Origin of the sequence: Plantactinospora veratri (genome assembly GCF_036421995.1) — a bacterium.
In the GTDB taxonomy this organism is placed as follows: domain Bacteria; phylum Actinomycetota; class Actinomycetes; order Mycobacteriales; family Micromonosporaceae; genus Plantactinospora; species Plantactinospora veratri.
Window position 1 is genome coordinate 317,405 of the sequence record NZ_JAZGQL010000008.1, and the last position, 22,446, is coordinate 339,850.

The window sequence follows — 22,446 nt, forward strand, 5'->3', positions numbered from 1 at the left end:
CACAGCCGGTTGACCGAGCCGACGATCACGGTGAAAGGTGCCCCGGCGCCGAGCATCATGCTCGGTGCCGGGGGATTCGTCGTACCGGCACTACTCGAAGGTGCGGCCGGGTAGGGTCTCCTGCCACGGGTCTGCGGCCCGCTACAGCGCGGTGCTCGGGTAGCCGATCGCGGCGACATCCTCTGCCAGGTCGGCGACGGTGTGCCGAGGGTTCAGTGCGCTTACCACGGTGTCGGTAAGCGGCCGGTGGGCGACGACGTACTCCACTGCTGCCCGGTCCACCTCCATTTCGTAGTAGTCGCCGGCGTACTCGACGAACCGGTCGACGATGTCGTCGAGCAGGATTTCGAGCATCCCGGACCCGTCCGGTCCGCCGTCATCGTCGAACCCGTCCGGTGGTGGAAAGGTGATGCCTTCGCCAGCGTGCCAGCGGTCGTCACCAACCGACCGCCACAGCACCGCGGTGGCGACGAACCGGCCGGTCTCATCGCAGAAGGCGGGCTCCTCCACCTGGGGACGCAACACCACGGGGAGGCCGTCGAGCAGGCCCGGCCACAACTCGTGGTCCGGATCGCCGTAGGGCGACATCGCCGACTCATGATCAAAGACCCGGATGAACGCGCCGTCGGCGGTGAACACCACGGTCCACTCGTCGCCGCTGCCGCTGCTCATCAGTGCCGCCTCGTCCGTGCCCCAGGTCGAGGTATAGGCGTGGTAGGGGTGCCCCTCGTCGATGATGCGGTCGAGCACGGCCAGTGCCTTGCAGCGCTGCCGCAGCCGGTCGATGGTGGGCAGCCGGGCGGCGATGTCGTACGCGGTCACCGGGCGACCCTACATCCGGCGGCACGGCCGAGTTCTACGAGTCGCAGCGCTGGCCCGGATGGCACGCCGAGGTCGAGCAACTGGCGGCGTCACACGGTCTGGCGGTGTACCCGTTCCTGTGGTCCAGCGAGGCACAGGCGGACCTCGCCGCCACGTCACGTCGGCCAGCTCCCATCCGGGAACTGTTCGCGATGCAGGACGAGACCGTCGCGTTCCTCGCCGCCAGTGCAGACGCGGGATCGGTGCGGATCGACGTGTGATGGGGCATCGCGCCGCCCGCCGGTCCCGGCCGTCCCAGCCGGCGAACCGGTTGACCGCCCGGACGACGATGGGAAACGGATCCGTCGCAGCGATCGTCCGGGAGGTGAGCGTCGGATGCGGAACTGCCCGCCCGAGATTGCGGAGATCGTCGCGGAAACCGGCCTCGGTGAGGTGGTCGAGCGCTATCGGCTGACGGTGGCGATGGAGCTGAGTTTCGCGGTCACCTGCGGCGTGCTCGGCGGGTTCGGGCTGCTTTTCGGCGACGATGTCGGGCGGGCGATCGGCGCCGGGGCCGCTGGGCTCGGGGTGCTGTTCGCCGTACCCGCCTGGCGCAAGTCCCGCCGTCACCTGTACCTCTGCACCCGTGGCCTGCTCACCACGACCGGGACGACCACCGTGACCCGCCTGCTCAGGTGGGACGAGGTCGCGCACGTCCGGGTCTGGGTGACCCGGATCTACCAGCTCGGCCCGGCTGAGGAGTTTCCGCGCTGCGTACTGGAGCTGACCGACGGCACGACGCTCAACCTGGCCAGACCCCCCTACGCAGGCGTCGGCCGGCTCGCCGAGGCCGTCGAGCGGGCGGTGGCCGAGGTGACCTACCCGCGCCGGACCAGGGAGATCACTGAGACCGGCAGCAGCGCATTCGGCCCGATCACGGTCAGCAAGCTGGGAGTGCGCGACGGACGGCGGTTCGTCGCCTGGTCGGACGTCGCACGGGTGGAGCGGGGGCGGGTGCGGCTGCGCATCTGGAACCGCGCCGGCGAGCAGGTCGTCTCGCGGCAGGTCAGGACGATTCCGGATCTCGCCTGCCTGCTCAGGATCGCGGCCACCACACGCGGCGGGCCCGCGAACCCGGTGAAGGCGTTGCCCTGAGGCTGACGGGCGTCAGGAGCGGGTCCGGGCGCCGAGACCGGGACCAGCACGGGGCCCCGCACGTCGAGGAACTGCGGTGCCAGGGTCAGGTAGACGGCCCCGCGCTACTCGCGGTCTCGGCGACGGGTGTCGAGCCCGCTCGGGGCTGTGACGTCCGGCCAGGCCATCCGGAACTTGCGGGGAGCACCGTTGAGTCGGGAAGGGTCTCCGCCGGGCGGTGACACTGTCGCCGTCTCGACGCCGCGGGCTCCGCAGGCGCGGTAGAACCGCTGCGCCGCCGTGTTCTGCTCGAGGACCCACAGGTACATCCGTTCGGCCGTCGCGTGTTCCAGGACGGCTCGGGCTGCGTGGGCCAGCAGCGTGGTGCCGACGCCGGTCCGCTGGCGGCCGTGCACGACGTGCAGGTTGTCGATCAGGCTGCCCCAACTGGGGTCGTGGTCGAACACGACGTGGACGAAGCCGACCAGCCGGCTGTCGTCTTCGGCCACCACCGTCTGGCTGTTGGTCGGGGCGGCCAGCCGTGCCGACCAGACCGAGTGCCGGTCGGCGGCGACGTCGCCGTCGAGAAAGGAGTCGGCGTAGGCGCCACGGTAGTGCCGGCGCCAACTCTCGGCGTGCAGCCGGGCAATCTGCTCGGCGTCGTCGGCACCGGCGAGGCGCAGCCGCGGTCGCACCTGGCCGGTCGGCTTGAGGTGCTGTCCGGATGCTGTGTCCTGGTCGAAGGAAGGGATCGACGTCACCTGGACCTCCTGCTTCGCGGCTTGCTCGACGGCACTCGCGCCGAGCCTGGTCCTCACCCGGAGCACCCCGCCCGCGAACGGAGGGTTGCCGGCCAGCAAGCCGGGGCTTCGCGCTGGCGCTCATGACCTTCGCCGATGATCGTAACACCGCCTCCGTCGCGCCGGTCTGCGCCGGGTCATCCCCTCGGCGACCGTCGTTGCGGCAGAGGGGTCTACGGCCGGTCGGGAATGGCGACATATTGATCGTTTGCGATTGTTGAAGCCACGTCAGTTGCCGGATGTCGCCGCCGGCCGACCCGGAACGCTGAAGCGGAGGGCGATGGACGTCAACCGCAACGCCGTGGTCATCGAAAGGAGCGGCCATGTCCCCCGGGTCGACCCCGATCCTGTTGCTGCACGGCTCCTGGCACGGTGCCTGGTGCTGGACCGAGGTCATCGCCCACCTCCTGCCGTACGGCCGCCCGACCCTGGCGGTCGACATGGCCGGGCACGGGCTGCGCGCGCGTCGACCCGAGTGCCTGACCATGCGTCCGTTCGACCCGGATGAGCTGGCCACCGAGTTCTCGCCGGTGGCGGAGGTGGGCCTCGACCAGGCGGCCGAGCTGCTGGTTTCGCAGATCGAAACGCTGGGCCGTGGCGGCCCGGTCACGGTGGTGGCGCACAGCATGGGCGGCCCCGTCCTGACCCGGGCGGCGCAGCAGGTTCCCGAACTGGTGGCGCACGCCGTGTACCTCGCCGCCATCATGCCCGCCTCGGACAAGGCGGCCGACGGGTACTTCGCGCTGCCGGAGAACTCGGGCGCGGTGGTCCTGCCCGCCCTCCGGGGCGACCCCGCGGTGATCGGGGCGCTGCGGCTCGACCTCGCCTCGGACGACCCCGCCTACCGCCAGCTGCTTCGCGACGCGTTCTACGCGGACGTCGACCCGGTCGTCGCCGATGCCGCGCTGGGCCTGCTCACCCCGGACGCCCCGGTCAGCATGATGCGCGGCACCACCCGGCTGACCCGGGACGGTTGGGGCTCCCTCCCCCGCACCTACGTCGTCTGCGCCCGGGACATGGCGATCCGCCCTGCCCTCCAGCGGGTACTCGTCGCGGAGGCCGACGCCGCCTTCCCGGAGAATCCGACCTCCGTCGTGACGCTGGAGTCCGCACACGCGCCGTTCCTGTCCAGACCAGGCGAGGTGGCCGAGATCGTCGGCAGACGGGGCTGAGCCAGCTCTTCCGGTCGGAAACGAGCAACCGCGCGGCTCGGACATCGATACCATCCTCTGCGAACACGCGACCGGCTCCCGCCGGGGCGTCGATCCGACCGACGACCCCCTGAGTCGTGGATAACCGCTCGCCCGGCCACGGCTGCGATGCGAAGATCGCGCAATGTCGGCATCCCGCGCTGAGCTGCTGCGATGGCAGTTCGACCTGACCTGGTCGCTGTTCGAGTACCACCTGGAGCGGCTGGAGCCCGCCCACCTGCTCTGGGAGCCGGCCGCGCTCTCCTGGACGGTACGCCCGGACGACGCCGGCCGATGGCTGCCGGACTGGTCGGACACCGAGCCGGATCCGGTCCCGGTTCCCACCGTCGGCTGGCTCAGTTGGCACCTCGGCTGGTGGTGGAGCGCGGCCGTCGACCACGCCGGGGGACGCACCCCGCCGGACCGTACCGAGGTGCACTGGCCCGGCGACCTCGCGGCGACCATCGCCTGGCTGCGTACCCTCCGCACCGAGTGGCTGTCGGTGCTCGACGGGCTCACCGAGGCAGACCTCGACGAGACCGCCCCGTTCCCGTGGCAGGGCGACCCGGCGCACACCGTCGCGCACATGGTCGCCTGGGTCAACGCGGAGCTGATGAAGAACGTCGCCGAACTCGGCCAGCTCCGGCTGCTGCACGAGGCTCGTGCGACGCCCTGAGCCTCCGCGAGGAACACCGTCCACTGTGGCCGAGCGGATCGCCGCTGGCGACCGCCCGCCGGGGGGACCGTCTCAGCGCAGCGCCACCGGATAGCGGAGAATCGTCCTCAGCCTCGCCGCGGCCGTCCGGGCCGGGTTGGACAGGTAGATCTCGTGGTGGTGCCCCGAGATCCGGTACCCGGACTCGTCGAGGAAGGCCATCAGCCGGTCGCGGGTCGGGCGCTCCTCGCCGTACGGCCCGATGTGCAACAGTTGCGCGCTCCTCCCCTCCGTCAACCGGCGCAGCTCGACCCGGTCCACCGGTACCCCGGGCTTCTTCCGGGTCGTCTCCGCGACCAGATCCGCGACCAGATCCGGCTGCGCCGCCTGCGACGGCTGGAGGATCAGCATCGTCCAGTTCCAGGTCGACCGGTCCTGGCCGGTCGGGTCCCACTCCGCCGACCCCCACCACAGCCCCTCCAGTGGCGCGACGGAGTAGTCCAGCACGTCGGCCCGGCGCAGCCGGGAGCGCAGCCCGTACGCGACCGTGTACAGCGCCCGCACCGCCTGCTGGTACCCGGCCCCGTCCGGGTCTCCGACACCGTCGATCGCCAGGTACGGCAACTCCGGTACCTCCACCAGTGCCGGGGCGGTACCCGCCGCGTACAACTGGAAGTGGACCTTCTTCAGATCGGTCCTCGTCGGCGTGGTGGTCATCTCAGCTCGGCTCCTCGTCCTCGATCGGCACGACCACCCGGGTCACCAGTTGAGCCGGCTCGGTCGTCACCGGGTCGGCCAGGTACGCCTCCCGCACCTGGCCGCACGGGCGCAGCCCGCGCTCGTGGATCCAGGCGAAGACCGCCTGGTACGTCAACGTCAGGTGTTCGTACGGTCCGACGTGCACCGCCGCCGCCACCGGACCCGGCGGCAGCTCCTCGACGGCCGTCCCGGCCACGACGTCGGCGGGTACCTCGCTCTGCACCCCCACCGCGACCCGGAGCTGGCTGCCCAGGTCGACCGGGAACAGGCCCCAGACCGGCGGTCTCCAGTCGAGTCCCGACATCCCGGCCAGCAGTGGGCCGATCTCGCCGCCGAGGGTCGCGCCGATTTCCTCCGGTGCGCAGACCGCGCGGCGGACCAGCAGCCGGCGGGCGGGCTCGCGGGCCAGGGTCACCTCGTGCCGGAGCAGCCCGTCGGTGAGCAGGTCGCCGGTGAGCAGCCGGTCCAGGAGTTGCCAGCTGCGTTGCTGTGCGGCGATCCGCTCGGCCAGCCGGCTCCGTTCGGTACGCAACACGGCGGCCCGCGTGTCGTCGTCGCCGGTGAGCACCTGGGTGATCGCCGCGAGCGGGACGTCCAGACCCCGGAGCAGGGCGATCGCCATCGCGTCCCGCACCTGGCTCCGCCGGTAGTAGCGGTAGCCGGTGGCCGGGTCGACGCTCGCCGGCCGCAGCAGACCCACCTCGTCGTAGTGCCGCAACTGCTTGACGCTGAGTCGGCACAGCCGGGCGAACGCGCCGATCGGCAGGAGTTCCCTGGTCACCGCCCTATCCTGGACCCTCCCACCGAGGGAGGGTCCAGCCGGCACCGGCGCGGGCGGGTGACCGGGTACGCCCGGGTGGTCAGCGGTCGGTCAGGCGTTGGAAGAGGATGTGGTCCTGCCACTTCCCCGCGATCTCGACGTGTTCCCGGGCGACGCCGATCCGGTCGAACCCGTTGCGCCCGAGTACCCGCTGTGACCCGGTGTTGTGCAGCAGGGTGCCGGCCATCACCTGGTGCAGGTCCAGTTCCCCGAAGGCGACGTCGAGGATCAGGCCCACCGCCCGGGTCGCGACGCCGCGCCCGTTGACCGACTCGGCGACCCAGTAGCCGAGGTTCGCCGACTGCGCCGGCCCGCGCAGGATCGCCGACAGCGTGACGGTGCCGCAGATCTGCCCGTCGAGTTCGATCACGCAGCCGTAGCCGGTGCCGTTCTCCCGTTCCAGGGTCGCCTGCCGGAGCCGGGCACGCTGCCCGGCGGGGGTGAAGAAGCTCTCCGGGCGTACGGGTTCCCAGGGTGCCAGGAATTCCCGGTTGGCCACGTACGCCTCGGCGAGCGCGTCCGCGTCGTCCACACCCGCGGGTCGGATTCGGATCATGGGCCGATTCTTCCAGCCAGCCCTGTCCGACAGGTGTGCTGGACCGGTGGCAGGCAAGGTGGTACCCGCCGTCCACAACCTCACGGGCGGGCAGGTTCCGTCGTGTCGGTCACCACCGGGCGCACACCCGCCGGGGCCGCCTTGCCTGCCCTGGTTAACCTGGCGGGGTGTTGAAGGCCCGCAGGGTGAGCGCGTGGCGCAGCCGCTACGAGATCAGCGTCCGGGACCGGGTCGTGACGACCTGGGACGACGCCTTCTGGCGCAGCGGCGGCGACTTCGAGTTGGACGGACAGCGTTACCAGGTGCGCGGCAACGCCTGGGGAACCCGTTACACCCTGCTCGACGGGGCGGGCGGGGCCGTCGCCTCGGCGGACCGGGTCGGCCGCAAGCGGTGGACGGTGGAAGCCGACGGACAGACGTACCACTTCCAGCGCGCCTCGCTCTTCGGCACCGAGCAGGAACTGCACGCTGGCGGGCGCCGGGTCGGCTCGGTGAAGCGAACCAGCTTCTGGCGCGGCGACGTCGTCGCCGACCTGCCCGGCCTGCCGATGCCGGTACAGGTCTTCGTCGTCGGCGTGGTGATCACCATGTGGAACCAGCAGGCGGCCGCGGGGAGCTGAGCCGCCGAACCGCGCCGCCGCACATCCGCCCGCCGTACACCGCTCGCGTCCCGCCGCCGTACCCGACGCGCGGACGTGCCCTCAGGTCACCTCGGGCGGGCAGGTGCGGCGTGGGCCGTGCCCAGGACCCGGCTCGTGCCCGGTGGCGCAGCCGGCACGGAGCGGGGCTCCGAAAAGCTTTTCGGCGGATAGCGACCGGGTTGTGCGACTACCCGTCCTTCCCCGCGAAGGGGCAAATTACGGCGTAGTCGGCCTAGACTAGAATCTCGGTGCTCGGCCTTCTCGAAAGACGGTCCGAAAGGATTTCGGTGGTCAGACAACGCTCTCAATCAGTGACCCTGACCGACGTGGCGCGGCGGGCCGGGGTCTCGGTGGCCACCGCCTCCAAGGCGCTGAACGCGCGGGACGAGGTCGCGCCGGCCACCCGTCGCCGGGTCCTGGAGGCGGCCGAGGAACTCTCCTTCCACCCCAACGCCCTGGCCAAGGGACTGATCTCGGGGCGTACCCGGACGATCGGGCTGCTCACCGACGAACTCGGCGAACGCTTCGCCTTCCCGGTGCTGCTCGGCATCGAGAACGCACTTGGCAACGAGCAGATGTGCGTACTGCTCTGCGACGCCCGAGGGGACGTCATCCGGCGCCGGCACTACATCCGTACGCTGCTGGCCCGCCAGGTGGACGGCTTCATCATCCTGGGCGACTCGAACGACATCCGCCCCTCGCTGACCCGGGACATCCCGGTCCCGGTCGTCTACGTCTACGGCGAGTCCGACGACCCGAGCGACCTCTCGGTGCTCGCCGACGACGCCGGTGGCGCGCGGCTGGCCGTGGAGCACCTGGTCGCCCTCGGCCGGCGCCGGATCGGGCACATCACCGGCCCGGAGACCTACCGCGCCGCCCGCGACCGGGTGACCGGCCTGCACTCGGTACTGGGCGAGGCCGGGCTGCCGCTGGCCGGCGGCGACCCGCTGTACGGCGAATGGTCCCAGCGCTGGGGCCGGCACGCCGGCCGGATGCTGCTCACCGCCGACCCGGAGATCGACGCGGTCTTCTGCGGCAACGACCAGATCGCCACCGGGGTCGCCGAAACCCTGCTCGACCTCGGCCGGCGGATCCCGGACGACGTCGCCATCGTCGGTTACGACAACTGGGAGGTCTTCGCCGCCGACTGCCGGCCGCCACTGACCACCGTGGACCTGAACCTGCAACAGCTCGGCGCGACCGCCGTCAAGCAGCTCTTCGCCGCGCTCGACGGCGAACGGGCCTCCGGGGTGATCCGGCAGCCCTGCCGGCTCGTCGTCCGGGAGTCGACCGGCCCGGTCGCCTCGCTCGGCGCCGCCCGCGCGGGTGTCCGCGCCGAGTTGGTTACCCAGGCCGCCGAGATGGTTACCCAGGCCGAGCGGGGGTAATCCCGCCGGTCGCCGCCGGCCCGCTCCGACGGGCAAAAAGCGATAACCGGGAACCCTCCCGCAGCTCTCGGGGCATGCTCAGATGGTCGGCGGGGAAGGGAGTACGGCGTGAGGAACTACGACGACGACTGGACCGAGGACCAGCGCGCGCTGTACGACGAGTGCTTCAACCTCGGCGAGTCCTGGGCCGGCGATCCGGAGACCGACGCCGACCAGCTCCAGGACGTGATCAACCTGGCCGAGGCCGACGACGACGAACTCGCCGAGGTCGACCTCACCTATCCCCCGCTGGTCGACGCGGTCGCCGAGGCGACCGGGGAGCAGGTGACGAGCGTGACCGCCGACCGGGACGATCCGGCGTTCCGTGGCTTCGTCGACGGCGTCCGGGAGGGCGCCGAGGAGGACGTCTTCGGCCTCTGAACCCCGGTGAGCGGGCGGGACGGGACAGACAGGATCGGCGGGGACCGGTAGACATGCGGGCATGCGGTACGCGATATCCCTCCCGCCGGCCGGATCGCCCGCCGACCTGATCGACGCTGCGGTCGCGGCCGACCGCACGGGCTGGCACGGCTTCTTCCTCTGGGACCACCTCGGCGCCGACGGCATGCCGATGCACGACCCCTGGGTCCTGCTCGGTGCGATCGGCGCCGCCACCGGGCAGGTCCGGCTCGGCGCGATGGTCACCCCGCTGGCCCGCCGACGGCCCTGGAAGGTGGCCAAGGAGGTGATCACGCTCGACCAGCTCAGCGCCGGCCGGGCGGTGGTCGGGGTCGGTCTCGGCGTCCCGGAGACCGACTTCACCGGGTTCGGCGAATCGGCCGACCCACGGGCCAGGGCGGCCGCCCTGGACGAGGCGCTGGTGGTGCTGGACGGGCTGCTGCGCGGCGACGAGGTGACGCACGACGGTCCGCTCTTCCGGGTCCGGGCCCGGCTCGGGCCGGGTACGGTGCAGCGGCCCCGGCCGCCGATCTGGGTCGCCGCGACCTGGCCGCACCGGCGTCCGCTGGACCGGGCCGCCCGGTATGACGGGGTGTTCGCACTCGGCCGCGACGCGGTCGGCGGCCTGACCCCGGCACAGGTCGCCGAGGTACGCGCCGTACTCGGGCCGGACCGGGAGATCGTGGTGCCGCACGATCCGGCGGTGCCGGTCGACGAGTACGCCGACGCCGGGGTCACCTGGTTGGTGGTCGGCCCGGACGCTCCGGACGGTGACTGGCTGGCCCGGCTGCGCCGGCAGGTCGAGGCGGGTCCGCCGGCCTGATCCTGGAGGGTCACCCGGGCCGGTCCGGGGTGCGCCCGCTCCGGGCCCGGCGAGGAGTTCGACGAGGAGTTCGACGGAGGAGACGAAGCGGCCATGACCGTGACCAACAGGGCGGGGCAGCCGGGGAGCGACCCCGGGCAGGACGTGCCGAGCGGCACCTACACCATCGACCCGGCACGCTCGGTGATCCGGTTCGACACCCGGGCGGTCTTCGGACTGCTTCCGGTACGCGGCACCTTCCGGATCGGCAGCGGCACGATCACGGTGGCCACGCCGGTCGAGGAGTCGACGGCCGAGGCGGAGGTGCTCGCGGGCAGCTTCGACAGCGGGCTGGGCCCCCGGGACGCCCACGTCCGCTCGGCCGACTACCTGGACGCGGCCACTCACCCCTGTCTGCGCTTCCGGGGCGAGCGGTTCGTACCGTCCGGTGACGGTGGGACCCTGCACGGGCAGTTGACGGTACGCACCGTCACCCGGCCGGTGACGCTCGACGTCGAGCGGGTGGCCGGCGGTACGGCGGAACTGAGCGCCCGGGCCGGCACCACCGTCGACCGGTACGCCTTCGGGTTGACCAGGGCCCGGGGGATGACCGGCCGGCGGATCGGGCTGACGCTGGAGATCGTCGCGACCCGCCGTTGAGAGTGCGGGCAGGAGAACGCGGTCCCGGCTCAGGCCGGTCGGGGCTCAGGCCGGTTCGGGCATCGGACGGCCGCTGGCCAGCGCCGCCGGGAAGTCCGCCAGGCTGACCCGGACCGGCAGGCTGGAGAGCACCGCGACGGCGGCGGTGTAGTCCGGGCCGGCGTCGAGGTCGTGCAGTTGCACCGGGCCGTCGAGGGGGTTCCCGGCGGCCCAGTCGACCAGCCGGGCCGGCTCGTCCGGCGGCGTCAGCGTGATCCGGTTCATCGGTACGGCCAGCCCGTGTCCGGTCGCCTTCAACAGCGCCTCCTTGCGGGCCCAGTACCCGAAGAACGCCCGTCGGGCGGACTCGGCCGGCTGCCCGTCCCACCAGCGCAGTTCGGCCGGCGACAGCACGCTCCTGCTCAACGCGGCCACGTCGGTGCCGTCGGTCAGCTCCTGCACGTCCAGGCCGACCGGGTCGGTCGCCACCGCCACGGCCACCCACTCCCCCGAGTGGGTGAGCGAGAAGTCGAGCTTGGTGGCGGGCCGGTCGACCACCGGCTTGCCGTGCCCGGCGCCGCAGTGCCGGCAGTGCCGGGAGAAGCTGAGCTGCCCGGCCGGTACGCCGAGGTAGTGCCCGAGCAGCATCCGTACCCCGACGTGGGCGGCCTGGTAGCGCTCCTGGTCGGCGACCCGCCGGAACCGGGCGTGCCGCTGCCGCTCCTCGTCGTCGAGCACGTCGACTCCGGCCCAGTGTGCCGGACCCATCGGCAGCCGCCACACCTGGCACTCGCCCGGCACCGGCGGGACCGGTCCGCCCGCTCCGGCAGGCGTCGAGGGGACCGCCTCGGGCAGGTCGGCGGGCGGGCGGCGGGATCCGGTCAACAGGCACCACCAGGGTTCGCGGATGGACGGCGGGCACGGACCGCCCGCCCGGTGAACATTCTGGCGCGAGCATGCCAGCCCCGCGGCCGGCGCACCAGCCCGTGGACCGTCGCCGTCCACCCGCCCGGCCTGCCCGGTCGACCCGCCCGGCCCGCACCGTCCACCCGCCCGGCCTGCGGCGCGCCCCCTTGGCGGCCCGGATGTCAGCGCTGGCCGTAGACCCCCTGGTAGCGCTCGTAGAGGGCGTCGATGTGCCGGGGCTCGATCGGGACCAGCGGACCGCCGGCCCGGGCGATGTGTACGGTACGCGCGACGTCCTCGCACATCACCGCCGCCTTCACCGCCGCCTTGGCGCTGGCCCCGATGGTGAAGACACCGTGGTTGCGCATCAGCACCGCGGGTGAGCGGTGGCCCTCCAGGGTGGCGACGATCCCCTTGCCGATGTCGTCGCCGCCGATCAGCGCGAACGGGCCGACCGGGATCTCCCCGCCGAACTCGTCGGCCATCGCGGTCAGCACGCAGGGGATCGCCTCGTCCCGGGCGGCCCAGGCGGTGGCGTACGGGCTGTGCGTGTGCACCACGCCGTTGACCTGCGGCATGTGCCGGTAGACGTAGGCGTGCGCATCGGTGTCGCTGGACGGCGAGTAGTTGCCGTCCACGATCTCCCCGTCCAGGGTCGTCACCACCATCGACTCCGGGGTGAGGTCGTCGTACGACACCCCGCTGGGCTTGATCACCATCAGGTCGGCGCCGGGCACCCGGGCGCTGACGTTGCCGCTGGTCCAGGCGACCAGCTCCCACCGGGTGAGCTGCTCGTGCAGCCGGCACACCTCCGCACGGATCCGGGCGACCGTCTCGCTGATCGTGCCGGTGAGTTCGCCGCTGGTCATCCGCGTGCCTCCTCGCGTAGCGCATGCAGCCGGTGCAGCACGTCGTTGCCGCCCCGACCGAAGTAGTCGTGCAGTCGCTCGTACTCGGCGTAGAGCCGGTCGTACACGTCGGCGCTGGCCGGGTCGGGCTGGTAGACGCCCCGCCGGACCTTGCCCATCGCGGCGGCCGCGGCGGTGATGTCCGGGTACGCCCCGGCGGCCACCGCCGCGTGGATCGCCGAGCCGAGCGCGGGCCCCTGGTCGGAGTCGATCACCGACAGCGGCCGGCGCAGCACGTCGGCGTAGACCTGCATCAGGAAGGTGTTCTTGAGCAGGCCGCCGGCGGCGATGAACTCGGTCACCGGCACTCCGGCGTTCTCGAAGGCGGCGACGATGGTCCGGGTGCCGAAGGCGGTCGACTCGATCAGGGCCCGGTACTGGTCCTCCGGCCGGGTGGCCAGGGTCTGCCCGACGATCACGCCGGAGAGGTCGTGGTCGACCAGCACCGAGCGGTTGCCGTTGTGCCAGTCGAGGGCGACCAGCCCGTGCTGGCCGGGGCGCTGCGCGGCGGCCAGCTCGGTGAGGTACTCGTGCACCCCGGTCCCCCGCCGGGCCGCCTCCTCGGCGTAACCGGCCGGTACGCAGTGCTCGACGAACCAACCGAAGATGTCCCCGACGCCGCTCTGTCCGGCCTCGTAGCCGAGCCGGCCGGGGACGATGCCGTCCCGGACCACGCCGCACATCCCGGGCACCTCGGCCAGGGTGTCGGCGACCATCACGTGACAGGTCGAGGTGCCCATGATCGCCAGTAGCTGGCCGGGCTCGACGGCGTTCGCGGCGGCGGCGGTGACGTGCGCGTCGACGTTGCCGACCGCGACCGCGATCCCGGCCGGCAGCCCGGTGGCGGCCGCCGCCTCCGGGGTGAGCCGCCCGGCGAGCCCGCCGAGCGGGGCGAGCGGGTGGGCGAGCCGGGTGTCGACGAAATCGGCGAAGTCGGGGTGCAGCGCGGCCAGGTAGTCCCGGGACGGGTACTGCCCGTCCTGGTGGATGCCCTTGTAGCCGGCGGTGCAGACGTTGCGGGTCTCCTCGCCGCAGAGCTGCCAGATGATCCAGTCGGCCGCCTCGATCCACCGCTCGGTCCGGGCGTAGACCTCGGGGTCCTCGGTGAGCACCTGGAGCGCCTTGGCGAACTGCCACTCCGCGGAGATCCGGCCGCCGTACCGGGGCAGCCACGGCTCGCCGCGCTGCTCGGCCAGCTCGTTGATCCGGTCGGCGTGCCGCTGGGCGGCGTGGTGCTTCCACAACTTCGGGTATGCGTGCGGCCGGTCGGCGAGCCCGGGGACCTCGTTCAGCGGGGTGCCGTCGGCCAGCGTCGGCAGCACGGTGCAGGCGGTGAAGTCGGTGCCGATCCCGATCACCGCCTCGGGCGGCACCGAGGCGGCCGAGAGCGCCTTCGGCACCGCCTCGCGCAGCACCGACCGCCAGTCTTCCGGCATCTGCAACGCCCAGCCGCCGGGGAGTTCGGCCCCGGTCTCCGGTAGCCGGTCGTCGATCACCCCGTGCTGGTACTCGTGCACCGCCGAGCCGAGTTCGGCGCCGTCCGAGACCCGGACCACCACCGCCCGGCCGGAGAGCGTGCCGAAGTCGACGCCCACCACGTACCGGTCCGCACCGTTAGCGCTCACTCGTGTCCCTCCTGGACGTTCCCTGTACTCCCTCGCCGGCTCCACCACCCGTACCCGGCGGACCGGCTCGCGGCGGCACCCGTCGGCACCTCCGCCACCCGCCAGCCAACCACGGTGTTAGCGCTATCACCAAGCCCGGGGGTGTCCCACCGGCACCGCCGCCCGGCGCCGGAGCGGCGGGGTCACCGCCTATGCCTGCCGTCGGGTCACCACACGTTGCAGCACGATGAACACGAAGAGCAACACACCGATCACGATCCTGGTCCACCACGAACTGAGGTCGCCCTGGAAGGTGACGATGGTCTGGATGAGCCCGAGCACCAGCACCCCGAGCACGGTGCCGATCAGGTAGCCCGAGCCGCCGGTCAGCAGCGTGCCGCCGATCACCACGGCGGCGATCGCGTCGAGTTCCAGGCCGACTGCGTGCCCGTTGTTGCCGGAGAGCATGTAGAAGCTGAGCAGCAGCCCGCCGAGCGCCGAGCAGAATCCGCTGATCGTGTAGACCGCGATCCGGGTACGCCCCACCGGCAGCCCCATCAGCAGTGCCGACTGCGGGTTCCCGCCGATCGCGTACGTGTTGCGACCCAGCCGGGTGTAGCCGAGCACGTAGATCCCGATCGCGACCACCACCAGCGCGATGATCACGCTGGTCGAGATGAAGAAGCCGCCGAACCGGATCCGCTGCTGTGCGACCGAGGTCCAGAACGGGTCGTCGATGGTGATCGACGAGGTGCTGATCGTGTAGCAGAGACCCCGGGCCAGGAACATCCCGGCGAGCGTGACGATGAAGGGTTGGATCTCGAAGTAGTGGATGATGCAGCCCATCGCGAAGCCGAGCAGGGCCCCGATCAGCAGCACCAGCGGCAGCACGAGGTATGGCGACCAACCCCGTTCCTCCAGCAGCGAGGCGGAGAGCATGGTGGTCAGCGCGACCACCGAACCGACCGAGAGATCGATGCCACCGGTCAGGATCACGAACGTCATGCCGACCGCGACGACGAGCAGGAACGCGTTGTCGACGAAGACGTTCAGCACCACCTGGGTGTCGGAGAAGCCCTCGTAGCGCAGCACCCCGGCGCTGTACATCAGGACCAGCAGGGCGAGAGTGGCGAAGATCGGCAGGTACTTCTGCTGCGGCCGGAGCATCCGGGCCCGCCCGTTCGCCACCGTCCCCGGAACGGCGCTCATGCCCTCTCCTCGATTCGCTCACTTCGCTCGCTCATGCCGGCACCTCGACCTTCGGCTGTCGGTCAGGCTCCGGAGCGGGCGGCAACGGCGGTTTCCGGCGGCGGCCGAAGACCTTGGCCCGGAAGGCCGGCGACTGGAGCAGGCAGACGATCGTGACGACCAGCGCCTTGAACAGCAGCGTGGTCTCCGGCGGGATGCCTATGCTGTAGATGGTGGTGGTGAGGGTCTGGATGATCAGGGCGCCCAGCACCGTACCGCCGAGAGAGAACCGGCCGCCGGCCAGCGACGTACCGCCGATCACGACCGCCAGGATGGCATCCAGCTCGATCCAGAGGCCGGCGTTGTTGCCGTCCGCGCTGGAGACGTTGGAACTGATCATCAAACCGGCGACCCCGGCGCAGAACGCGGCGAAGACGTACCCGGTGAAGATGATCCGCCGGGCGTGGATCCCGGCCAGCCGGCTCGCCTCGGCGTTGCCGCCCACCGACTCGATCAGCAGGCCGAGCGCGGTACGCCGGGTGAGCAGCAGCGCGAGCCCGAAGACCAGCAGCGCGACCAGGATCGAGAACGGCACGGTCAGCCAGTAGCCGCCACCGATCAGCTTGTACGGCGAACTGTTGACCGTGATGATCTGCCCGTCGGTGATGAGCTGGGCCAGCCCTCGGCCGGCGACCATCAGGATCAGGGTGGCGATGATCGGCTGGATGCCGAACTGCGCGACCAGCAGGCCGTTCCAGGCGCCGAGCAGCAGGGCCAGTCCGAGGGCGAGCCCCACCGCCGCCAACACCCCGAGCACGCTGTTCTGGTCACCCAGCTCGCTGATCCGCAGGCAGGCCAGCGCGCCGCAGATGGCGACGACCGAACCGACCGAGAGGTCGATGCCGCCGGTGGCGATCACCAGGGTCATGCCGAGCGAGACGAGGATCAGCGGCGCCCCGAACCGCACGATGTCGATCAGGTTGCCGTACAGATGCCCCTGGCGGACGTCGACGACGAAGAAGTCGGGGGTGAAGAACAGGTTGCTGACCAGCAACACCACCAGGGTCAGCACGGGCCAGAAGAACCGGTGCCGTACGAGGCCGGCCATCACACCTCCTCCCGGACGACGACCGCGTCCGTGTCGTGCGGTTGGCCAGCCGCGTCGGGCGGCGCCGAACCGTGGCCACTGGCGATGATCGCCATGATCCGGTCGGCGGTCACCTCGTCGTCGTTGGCGAGTTCGTCGACCATCCGCCGGTCCCGGAGTACGGCGATCTTGTGGCTGAGCCGGAGTACCTCCTCCAGCTCGGCGCTGATGAAGAGCACCGCCATCCCGCCGTCGGAGAGCGTGACCACCAGGCGCTGGATCTCCGCCTTGGCGCCGACGTCGATGCCCCGGGTCGGCTCGTCCAGGATCAGCAGGCGAGGTTCGGTGATCAGCCAGCGGGCCAGCAGCACCTTCTGCTGGTTGCCGCCGCTGAGTTGGCCGACCAGCGCCTCCGGGTTGGCCGGCACGATGCGCAGCGCCTTGACGTACTTGTCGACCAGCTCGTCCTGCCGGCGCCGGGGCAGCGGACGGGACCAGCCCCGGGCGGCCTGTAGCGCCAGGATGATGTTCTCCCGGACGGTGAGTTCCGCGACCAGCCCCTCGGTGCGGCGGTTCTCGGAGCAGAAGGCGATGTCCCGGTCCATCGCGCTGCGCGGGCCGCGCATCGCCACCGGCGCGCCGTCCACCCTGAGCTCCCCGGCGTCGGCCCGGTCCGCGCCGAAGAGCAGCCGGGCGATCTCGGTACGCCCCGAGCCGAGCAACCCGGCCAGCCCGACCACCTCACCCCGGTGGATGGTGAGGCTGAACGGGGCGATCGCGCCGCCCCGGCCGAGCCCGGCCGCCTCGACCACCGGCTGCCCCCGCTCCAGGGTGGCCAGTGAGCGCCGGGGCTGCTCCTCCAGCTCCTCCAGTACCGCGAGTTCCTTGCCGATCATCGCGCTGACCAGGTCGAGCTGGCTCAGCTCCCGGGTCGCGTACTCGCCGACCCGACGCCCGTTGCGCAGCACGGTCATCCGGTCGGAGATCTCGTAGACCTGGTCGAGGAAGTGGCTGACGAAGAGGATCGCCATGCCCTCCCGCTTGAGCTGGCGCATCACCCGGAAGAGCTGCCCGACCTCGTCGGCGTCCAGGCTTGAGGTCGGCTCGTCCAGGATGAGCACCTTGGCGGAGATGTCGATGGCCCGGGCGATCGCGACCATCTGCTGCACCGCCAGGGAGAGACTGCCGAGCGGGGCCGAGACGTCGACGTCCAGGCCCAGCCCGTCGAGCAGTTGCCGGGACCGGCGCCGCAGCTCGCCCCAGTGAATGGCGCCGAAGCGGCGCGGTTCCCGTCCGATGTAGATGTTCTCCGCGACGGAGAGGTTGGCGCAGAGGTTGACCTCCTGGTAGACGGTGCTGACCCCGGCGTGCTGCGCCTGCAACGGGCCGGCGAAGCGGACCGGGGTGCCGTCGAGCACGATTTCGCCCTCGTCCACGTCGTACACCCCGGTCAGCACCTTGATCAGTGTTGACTTCCCGGCACCGTTCTCGCCCATCAGGGCGTGCACCTCGCCGGGGAAGAGCCGGAAGTCGACCTCGTCGAGTGCCCGTACCCCGGGGAACCGCTTGCCGATGCCGGTCATGGTCAGGATCGCCCGGGGCTGCACCGACGTCTCCATCCGCTCTCCTCCGTCCGTCGCGTCGTTCGGGTGCGGGATCCTCGCTAGTACTGCCGGCTCGGCAGCGCGGCCTTGGCCTGCTCCTGGTTGAAGGTGGTCTCCTCGGTGACGACCCGATCCGGCACGGTCTCACCGGCGACGACCTTCTTCACCAGGTCCATCAGCTGTGGGCCGAGCAGCGGGCTGCACTCCACGATGAAATTGATCTTTCCGTCGGCGAGCGCCTGCATGCCGTCCTTCACCGCGTCGACCGTGATGATCTTGATGTCGACACCCGGCTTCAGGCCGGCACCCTCGATCGCCTCGATCGCACCGAGACCCATGTCGTCGTTGTGCGCGTAGAGCACGTCGATGTCCTTGTGGGCCTTGAGGAAGGCGTCCATGACCTCCTTGCCCTTGGCCCGGGTGAACTCGCCGGTCTGCGAGGCGATCACCTTGAACTTCGGGTCCGCCTTGATCACGTCCGCGAAGCCGGCCTTGCGGTCGTTGGCCGGCGCCGACCCGGTGCTGCCCTGCAGCTCCACGATGTTCACCGGCTCGGTCTTGCCCTGGTATTCGGTGACCAGCCACTCACCGGCCTTCTTCCCCTCAAGCACGAAGTCGGACCCGATGAAGGTCTTGTACAGCGTCTTGTCGGGGGAGTCGATCGCCCGGTCGGTCAGGATCACCGGAATCTTGGCGTCCTTGGCCTCGCGGAGCACCGTGTCCCAACCGGACTCCACCACCGGGGAGAAGGCGATCACGTCGACCTTCTGGGTGATGTAGGTCCGGATCGCCTTGATCTGGTTCTCCTGCTTCTGCTGCGCATCGGAGAACTGGAGGTCGATGCCAGCCTCCTTCGCCGAGTCCTGGATGGACTTGGTGTTCGCGGTACGCCAGCCGCTCTCGGCACCCACCTGCGCGAAGCCCAGCGTGATCTTGCCATCGTCGTTTCCGGAGCCGCTGCCCGCGCCGCCGTCGCCTCCGCAGGCGGCCAACGCGGTCACCATCAGTCCGCCGAGTACAACGGCGGAGATCTTTTTCAGCACCGTTTCCTCCTCGCCTGGGAACATCGTTGTCTGTCGTAGTTACCGTTCACACGCAAGGCCGACCAGTGCCCCGCTTCGCCACTCGCGCGATGCCGGAGATTCCTGGATTCGGCCCAGTCTGCCACGGAGAACGCCGACCTTCAGGGCACGCCGGACGATCCACAGGGCTTCCTGTTTCGTGAGTGTTAACGTTCTCATGCCGGTCGTCAAGGGGTACTTCCGGCGACGGTATGGATCCGTGATGCTGGAAGTCTGGCGGACCCGCACGCCCGGCGGCCGGCCGAGACGAAGGAGCGGCCGTTGACAGCTGATCGTATCGACGCCGGTGACCAGCCCGGCGTCCCGGTACCCCGGACCCGGGGCTCCGTGATGCGCGACGTCGCCCGCCTGGCCGGGGTCTCGCACCAGACCGTCTCCCGGGTGCTCAACGACCACCCGAACGTCCGGCCGGAGACCCGCGACCGGGTGCTCGCGGCCATGCGGGCGCTGAACTACCGGCGCAACTCGGCGGCCCGCACCCTGGTCACCCGCCGGTCCCGCACCCTGGGACTGATCGCCTACGAGACCACGCTCTTCGGCCCGGCCTCCACTCTGTACGGCCTCGAACAGGCCGCCCGGGCCGCCGGCTACTTCGTCAGCGTGGCGAGCGTACGGGCGCTGGACCGGGAGTCGGTGCTGGACGCGGTCGACCGGCTCTGCGAGCAGTCGGTGGAGGGGATCGTGGCGATCGCCCCGCAGAGCAGTGTGGGCACCGCCCTGGCCCAGGCGCCGGCCGGACTGGCCGTGGTCGGGGTCGGCGGCGGTGGCGAGCACGTGCCGACGGTCTGCATCGACAACTCCACCGGGGCCGCGATGGCCACCCGGCACCTGCTCGGACTCGGGCACACCACCGTGCAGCACATCGCCGGCCCACCGGACTGGCCGGAGGCACGGGACCGGATCGAGGGCTGGCGGGAGGCGCTGCACGCGGCCGGCGCCCCGGTACCCGCGCCCCGGTCCGGCGACTGGAGCGCCCGGGCGGGTTACGAGCACGGCCGGCTGCTCGCCGCCGACCCGACCGTGACCGCCATCTTCTGCGGCAACGACCAGATCGCGCTCGGCGCGTTACGGGCCCTGCACGAGGCCGGGCGCCGGGTACCGGACGAGGTCAGCGTGGTGGGCTTCGACGACGTACCGGAGTCGGGTTACTTCCTGCCGCCGCTGACCACGGTCCGGCAGGACTTCGCCGAACTCGGCCGGCGCAGTCTGGACCTGCTGATCGAGCAACTCGAAAGCGGCGGCCGCACCAACCGGCGGGTCTCGTTGACTCCCCGGTTCGTCACCCGGACGAGTTCCGGCCCGGCGCCCGGCACAGCGGAGCACCGCGCGGGGCCACGCCCGAAATGCGTGGCGCCGGATTAATCGCCGATAGCACTCCACGGCCCACAATGACACCGGGGCATCCTGCCGTGGCGGCGCCGCGCCGGGATACCACGGAAGCCTTACTCCGGCGGGGATACCGCGCGTGTCGACGCCAGAAGTGAAGTCCCCGGCGGCCGCCGCCGACGCGCGAGAAATATCCAATGTCTTGCAGAATTGCCATGCCATCAGTCAAACTCGACTCCTAGCAATAAATGTTCACGAGGAGTAATCGACCATGGCGAAGCAGGTAATCACACTTCTGACCGACGACCTCGACGGCGGCGAGGCCGACCGCACTGTCGAGTTCGGGCTGGACGGCGTCAACTACACGATTGACCTGTCGGATAAGAACGCCGGCAAGCTCCGCAAGGCGCTCGATGTTTACATCCACGCGGGCAGCCGGGTCGGGCGCGGTCAGGTGGAAAGCCGTCGGTCGGTCCGGCGCGGCGGCACCACGAGCCCGACCCGAAGTGACCGCGACCTGAACCGCGCCATCCGGGAATGGGCCGTGCAGAACGGCTACGAGGTTTCCGAGCGGGGTCGCATTCCGTCGTCGGTGGTGCAGGCGTACAACAGCCGGTGAGCGGGCGGGGCACGGGCGAGGACCTGCCGATTTCCGGCCGGAGTGCCGGTCGGAATGGTCACCCACCCGCCGCCGGAACACCAGGTGCCACCGGTGAGACCATCGCCGGTGGCACCCGCGTACCGGGGCCCGGTCGCCGGGTCACCGGCCTCCGCTGCTCGACGACGGGGTCGGCGGCGCGGCCGGCTTGTCCGCCGGCCGCTTCTCGGCGGCCGGCGGTCCGCCGCTCGCCGGTCCGCCCGGAGCCGGTGCGGCCGGCCTGATGTCGGCGGGCACCGGCAGGGCACTGCCCTTGACGAACTCGTCCCAGCTCACGTTCCAGGCGGTCCAGCCGTTGCCCTGGTCGAGGGTGACCTCGGTGCCCCTGATCGTCACCAGGTCACCGATCCTGGTGTTCTCCATCAGCCACTGCGAGTTCGCGTCCGACACGTTCGTGCAGCCGTGTGAGACGTTCCGCTCCCCCTGGTCCCCGACGGACCACGGCGCCGCGTGGATGAACTCGCCACCCCAGGTCAGCCGCTGCGCGTTGTATACGGTGACCACGTAGGGGTCCGGGGAACCCGTGGTGTCGAAGACCGTCGAGTCGTGCTTTTCCATGATCACCATCTTGCCGCTCGACGTCGGGGTGCTGCTCTTGCCGAGGCTGACCGGGATCTTCTTGACCAGCACGTCGTCCTTGAACACCGACATCTGCTTGGTGGCGTTGTCGATCTCCAGGAAGAGCCGGTTGCCGATCTTCGCGGTGCCGGTGCGGTCGGTGTCGCCGAAGCTGCCCTCACCCATCGGTACGCCGTCCAGGGCGGCCCGGACACTGATCGTGGTACCCGGACGCCAGAAGTCGGGAGCACGGTAGGAGACCTGGCGGCCGTTCTCGTCCCACGACCAGACGCCCGGCTGCGGCGGGTCGGTGCTGACCAGCAGCCGTCGCTGGATCCCGGCACGGGCGTCCTTCGGGATGTCCGAGGCGAATGAAACCGTTATCGGCATCGCCACGCCGTAGGTCTGGTCACTCTGCAGATTAAGGTTGCTCACGGTCCGCTTAGCCGGTTTGTCCATGGTGCTGAAGGTCGTCTTCTGGGTGACCACCTTGCCGGCGTCATTCTTCGCCGTTACCTCGGCGGTATAGGTCTGCTTGTTCGCCAACGCCTTGCTCGGCATCCAGCTCGTACCGTCCGCACGCATCGCGCCATCGACCCGGACGCCCTTGGCATCCGTCACGACCACGTCGGCGACCTTCCCGTCCGTCACCGCCGTACCGATCTCGACACTGGTCGGCAGATCGCGGCTATCCGGTGCGGGGGTAATCGCCAACTTCGGTGGTGGCGGTGCCGGCCGACCGACCCGCTCAAGCGGATTGCCCGTGCAGCCCGCCAGAACCAGTGGTATGGCGGTCATCACGAGCATCACCAACAACACCGCTCGACGCCTCAGTACCATGCTCCCCCCACCCCATTCCTCCGCTCCCGGTCGCAAGGCTTCCGCCCTGGATGGTCACGCCG

The 22,446-nt window shown here is 70.9% G+C and carries 24 protein-coding genes and 1 riboswitch; of the genes, 11 read left to right on the forward strand and 13 right to left on the reverse strand.

Going from position 1 to position 22,446, the window contains the following annotated elements:
* Positions 1–141: 141 nt before the first annotated feature.
* The gene (locus V1634_RS13635) at positions 142–822 is read right to left on the reverse strand and encodes a hypothetical protein (protein WP_331208147.1); all 681 of its coding nucleotides are present in this window, start codon (positions 820–822) and stop codon (positions 142–144) included.
* On the opposite strand from V1634_RS13635, the gene V1634_RS13640 reads away from it, so the two are divergent.
* Together V1634_RS13640 and V1634_RS13645 are read left to right on the forward strand one after the other, a co-directional pair.
* Complete coding sequence (locus V1634_RS13640) at positions 756–1,082, forward strand: DUF2625 family protein (protein ID WP_331208148.1); 327 nt, start codon at positions 756–758, stop codon at positions 1,080–1,082. The genes V1634_RS13635 and V1634_RS13640 overlap by 67 nt on opposite strands.
* Positions 1,083–1,197: 115 nt before the next feature.
* The gene (locus V1634_RS13645) at positions 1,198–1,956 is read left to right on the forward strand and encodes a DUF6585 family protein (RefSeq protein ID WP_331208149.1); all 759 of its coding nucleotides are present in this window, start codon (positions 1,198–1,200) and stop codon (positions 1,954–1,956) included.
* Positions 1,957–2,060: 104 nt separating this feature from the next.
* Here V1634_RS13645 and V1634_RS13650 read toward each other — a convergent pair whose 3' ends face one another.
* Positions 2,061–2,696, reverse strand: coding sequence for a GNAT family N-acetyltransferase (locus tag V1634_RS13650; RefSeq protein WP_331208150.1), 636 nt, complete (start codon positions 2,694–2,696; stop codon positions 2,061–2,063).
* Between the two features lie 12 nt (positions 2,697–2,708).
* Positions 2,709–2,824, reverse strand: a riboswitch (SAM riboswitch).
* A gap of 234 nt (positions 2,825–3,058) precedes the next feature.
* Between V1634_RS13650 and V1634_RS13655 the strand changes: the two genes are divergently transcribed.
* Together V1634_RS13655 and V1634_RS13660 are read left to right on the forward strand one after the other, a co-directional pair.
* On the forward strand, positions 3,059–3,907 hold the full coding sequence (locus V1634_RS13655) for an alpha/beta fold hydrolase (protein ID WP_331208151.1): 849 nt from the start codon (positions 3,059–3,061) through the stop codon (positions 3,905–3,907).
* Between the two features lie 163 nt (positions 3,908–4,070).
* Complete coding sequence (locus tag V1634_RS13660; RefSeq protein ID WP_331208152.1) at positions 4,071–4,601, forward strand: DinB family protein; 531 nt, start codon at positions 4,071–4,073, stop codon at positions 4,599–4,601.
* A 72-nt stretch (positions 4,602–4,673) separates the two neighbouring features.
* Here the strand turns inward: V1634_RS13660 and V1634_RS13665 are convergent, their stop codons facing one another.
* The 3 genes from V1634_RS13665 to V1634_RS13675 all read right to left on the reverse strand — a co-directional run bounded on the left by V1634_RS13665 (position 4,674) and on the right by V1634_RS13675 (position 6,715).
* Positions 4,674–5,297, reverse strand: a complete 624-nt coding sequence (locus V1634_RS13665; RefSeq protein ID WP_331208153.1) for a GyrI-like domain-containing protein — start codon at positions 5,295–5,297, stop codon at positions 4,674–4,676.
* Between the two features lies 1 nt (position 5,298).
* Positions 5,299–6,120: a MerR family transcriptional regulator gene (locus V1634_RS13670; RefSeq protein WP_331208154.1), complete on the reverse strand. Its 822-nt coding sequence runs from the start codon at positions 6,118–6,120 to the stop codon at positions 5,299–5,301.
* A gap of 79 nt (positions 6,121–6,199) precedes the next feature.
* Positions 6,200–6,715 (reverse strand): GNAT family N-acetyltransferase, encoded by a 516-nt coding sequence (locus V1634_RS13675; protein ID WP_331208155.1) that lies wholly within the window; start codon positions 6,713–6,715, stop codon positions 6,200–6,202.
* A 167-nt stretch (positions 6,716–6,882) separates the two neighbouring features.
* Between V1634_RS13675 and V1634_RS13680 the strand changes: the two genes are divergently transcribed.
* The 5 genes from V1634_RS13680 to V1634_RS13700 all read left to right on the forward strand — a co-directional run bounded on the left by V1634_RS13680 (position 6,883) and on the right by V1634_RS13700 (position 10,644).
* Positions 6,883–7,335, forward strand: coding sequence for an LURP-one-related/scramblase family protein (locus V1634_RS13680; RefSeq protein WP_331208156.1), 453 nt, complete (start codon positions 6,883–6,885; stop codon positions 7,333–7,335).
* A gap of 308 nt (positions 7,336–7,643) precedes the next feature.
* Positions 7,644–8,744, forward strand: a complete 1,101-nt coding sequence (locus V1634_RS13685) for a LacI family DNA-binding transcriptional regulator (RefSeq protein WP_331208157.1) — start codon at positions 7,644–7,646, stop codon at positions 8,742–8,744.
* 108 nt (positions 8,745–8,852) lie between these two features.
* On the forward strand, positions 8,853–9,164 hold the full coding sequence (locus V1634_RS13690) for a hypothetical protein (protein WP_331208158.1): 312 nt from the start codon (positions 8,853–8,855) through the stop codon (positions 9,162–9,164).
* Between the two features lie 61 nt (positions 9,165–9,225).
* Positions 9,226–10,005: an LLM class flavin-dependent oxidoreductase gene (locus V1634_RS13695; protein WP_331208159.1), complete on the forward strand. Its 780-nt coding sequence runs from the start codon at positions 9,226–9,228 to the stop codon at positions 10,003–10,005.
* Positions 10,006–10,098: 93 nt separating this feature from the next.
* Positions 10,099–10,644, forward strand: coding sequence for a YceI family protein (locus tag V1634_RS13700; RefSeq protein ID WP_331208160.1), 546 nt, complete (start codon positions 10,099–10,101; stop codon positions 10,642–10,644).
* 45 nt (positions 10,645–10,689) lie between these two features.
* On the opposite strand, the gene V1634_RS13705 is transcribed toward V1634_RS13700, so the two are convergent.
* The 7 genes from V1634_RS13705 to V1634_RS13735 all read right to left on the reverse strand — a co-directional run bounded on the left by V1634_RS13705 (position 10,690) and on the right by V1634_RS13735 (position 18,924).
* Positions 10,690–11,508: a 4'-phosphopantetheinyl transferase family protein gene (locus tag V1634_RS13705; RefSeq protein ID WP_331208161.1), complete on the reverse strand. Its 819-nt coding sequence runs from the start codon at positions 11,506–11,508 to the stop codon at positions 10,690–10,692.
* Positions 11,509–11,711: 203 nt separating this feature from the next.
* Complete coding sequence (locus V1634_RS13710; protein WP_331208162.1) at positions 11,712–12,398, reverse strand: L-ribulose-5-phosphate 4-epimerase; 687 nt, start codon at positions 12,396–12,398, stop codon at positions 11,712–11,714.
* On the reverse strand, positions 12,395–14,062 hold the full coding sequence (gene araB / locus V1634_RS13715) for a ribulokinase (RefSeq protein WP_331208163.1): 1,668 nt from the start codon (positions 14,060–14,062) through the stop codon (positions 12,395–12,397). Before araB ends, V1634_RS13710 begins: the two co-directional genes overlap by 4 nt.
* A 189-nt stretch (positions 14,063–14,251) precedes the next feature.
* Positions 14,252–15,208, reverse strand: coding sequence for a galactofuranose ABC transporter, permease protein YjfF (yjfF, locus tag V1634_RS13720; protein ID WP_407951788.1), 957 nt, complete (start codon positions 15,206–15,208; stop codon positions 14,252–14,254).
* Positions 15,209–15,281: 73 nt separating this feature from the next.
* On the reverse strand, positions 15,282–16,337 hold the full coding sequence (locus tag V1634_RS13725; RefSeq protein WP_331208165.1) for an ABC transporter permease: 1,056 nt from the start codon (positions 16,335–16,337) through the stop codon (positions 15,282–15,284).
* A complete protein-coding gene (locus V1634_RS13730) occupies positions 16,337–17,935 on the reverse strand; it encodes a sugar ABC transporter ATP-binding protein (RefSeq protein WP_331208166.1) in 1,599 nt (532 codons plus the stop codon). The genes V1634_RS13725 and V1634_RS13730 overlap by 1 nt, the downstream gene beginning before the upstream one ends.
* A 44-nt stretch (positions 17,936–17,979) precedes the next feature.
* Complete coding sequence (locus V1634_RS13735) at positions 17,980–18,924, reverse strand: ABC transporter substrate-binding protein (RefSeq protein ID WP_331208396.1); 945 nt, start codon at positions 18,922–18,924, stop codon at positions 17,980–17,982.
* A 408-nt stretch (positions 18,925–19,332) separates the two neighbouring features.
* Here V1634_RS13735 and V1634_RS13740 point away from each other — a divergent pair, with 408 nt between their 5' ends.
* Positions 19,333–20,364, forward strand: coding sequence for a LacI family DNA-binding transcriptional regulator (locus V1634_RS13740; protein ID WP_407951789.1), 1,032 nt, complete (start codon positions 19,333–19,335; stop codon positions 20,362–20,364).
* Positions 20,365–20,599: 235 nt separating this feature from the next.
* On the forward strand, positions 20,600–20,947 hold the full coding sequence (locus V1634_RS13745; RefSeq protein WP_107256318.1) for a histone-like nucleoid-structuring protein Lsr2: 348 nt from the start codon (positions 20,600–20,602) through the stop codon (positions 20,945–20,947).
* A gap of 141 nt (positions 20,948–21,088) precedes the next feature.
* Here the strand turns inward: V1634_RS13745 and V1634_RS13750 are convergent, their stop codons facing one another.
* Positions 21,089–22,384 (reverse strand): L,D-transpeptidase, encoded by a 1,296-nt coding sequence (locus tag V1634_RS13750; protein WP_331208168.1) that lies wholly within the window; start codon positions 22,382–22,384, stop codon positions 21,089–21,091.
* Between the last annotated feature and the right edge of the window lie 62 nt (positions 22,385–22,446).

Coding starts and splice junctions, on each gene's coding strand:
- V1634_RS13695 (WP_331208159.1), top strand. CDS start 9,226: ATGCGGTACGCGATATCCCTCCCGCCGGCCGGATCGCCCGCCGACCTG.
- V1634_RS13700 (WP_331208160.1), top strand. CDS start 10,099: ATGACCGTGACCAACAGGGCGGGGCAGCCGGGGAGCGACCCCGGGCAG.
- V1634_RS13660 (WP_331208152.1), top strand. CDS start 4,071: ATGTCGGCATCCCGCGCTGAGCTGCTGCGATGGCAGTTCGACCTGACC.
- V1634_RS13745 (WP_107256318.1), top strand. CDS start 20,600: ATGGCGAAGCAGGTAATCACACTTCTGACCGACGACCTCGACGGCGGC.
- V1634_RS13735 (WP_331208396.1), bottom strand. CDS start 18,924: ATGGTGACCGCGTTGGCCGCCTGCGGAGGCGACGGCGGCGCGGGCAGC.
- V1634_RS13645 (WP_331208149.1), top strand. CDS start 1,198: ATGCGGAACTGCCCGCCCGAGATTGCGGAGATCGTCGCGGAAACCGGC.
- V1634_RS13665 (WP_331208153.1), bottom strand. CDS start 5,297: ATGACCACCACGCCGACGAGGACCGATCTGAAGAAGGTCCACTTCCAG.
- V1634_RS13730 (WP_331208166.1), bottom strand. CDS start 17,935: ATGGAGACGTCGGTGCAGCCCCGGGCGATCCTGACCATGACCGGCATC.
- V1634_RS13725 (WP_331208165.1), bottom strand. CDS start 16,337: ATGGCCGGCCTCGTACGGCACCGGTTCTTCTGGCCCGTGCTGACCCTG.
- V1634_RS13655 (WP_331208151.1), top strand. CDS start 3,059: ATGTCCCCCGGGTCGACCCCGATCCTGTTGCTGCACGGCTCCTGGCAC.
- V1634_RS13675 (WP_331208155.1), bottom strand. CDS start 6,715: ATGATCCGAATCCGACCCGCGGGTGTGGACGACGCGGACGCGCTCGCC.
- V1634_RS13710 (WP_331208162.1), bottom strand. CDS start 12,398: ATGACCAGCGGCGAACTCACCGGCACGATCAGCGAGACGGTCGCCCGG.
- yjfF (WP_407951788.1), bottom strand. CDS start 15,208: ATGCTCCGGCCGCAGCAGAAGTACCTGCCGATCTTCGCCACTCTCGCC.
- V1634_RS13750 (WP_331208168.1), bottom strand. CDS start 22,384: ATGGTACTGAGGCGTCGAGCGGTGTTGTTGGTGATGCTCGTGATGACC.
- V1634_RS13740 (WP_407951789.1), top strand. CDS start 19,333: ATGCGCGACGTCGCCCGCCTGGCCGGGGTCTCGCACCAGACCGTCTCC.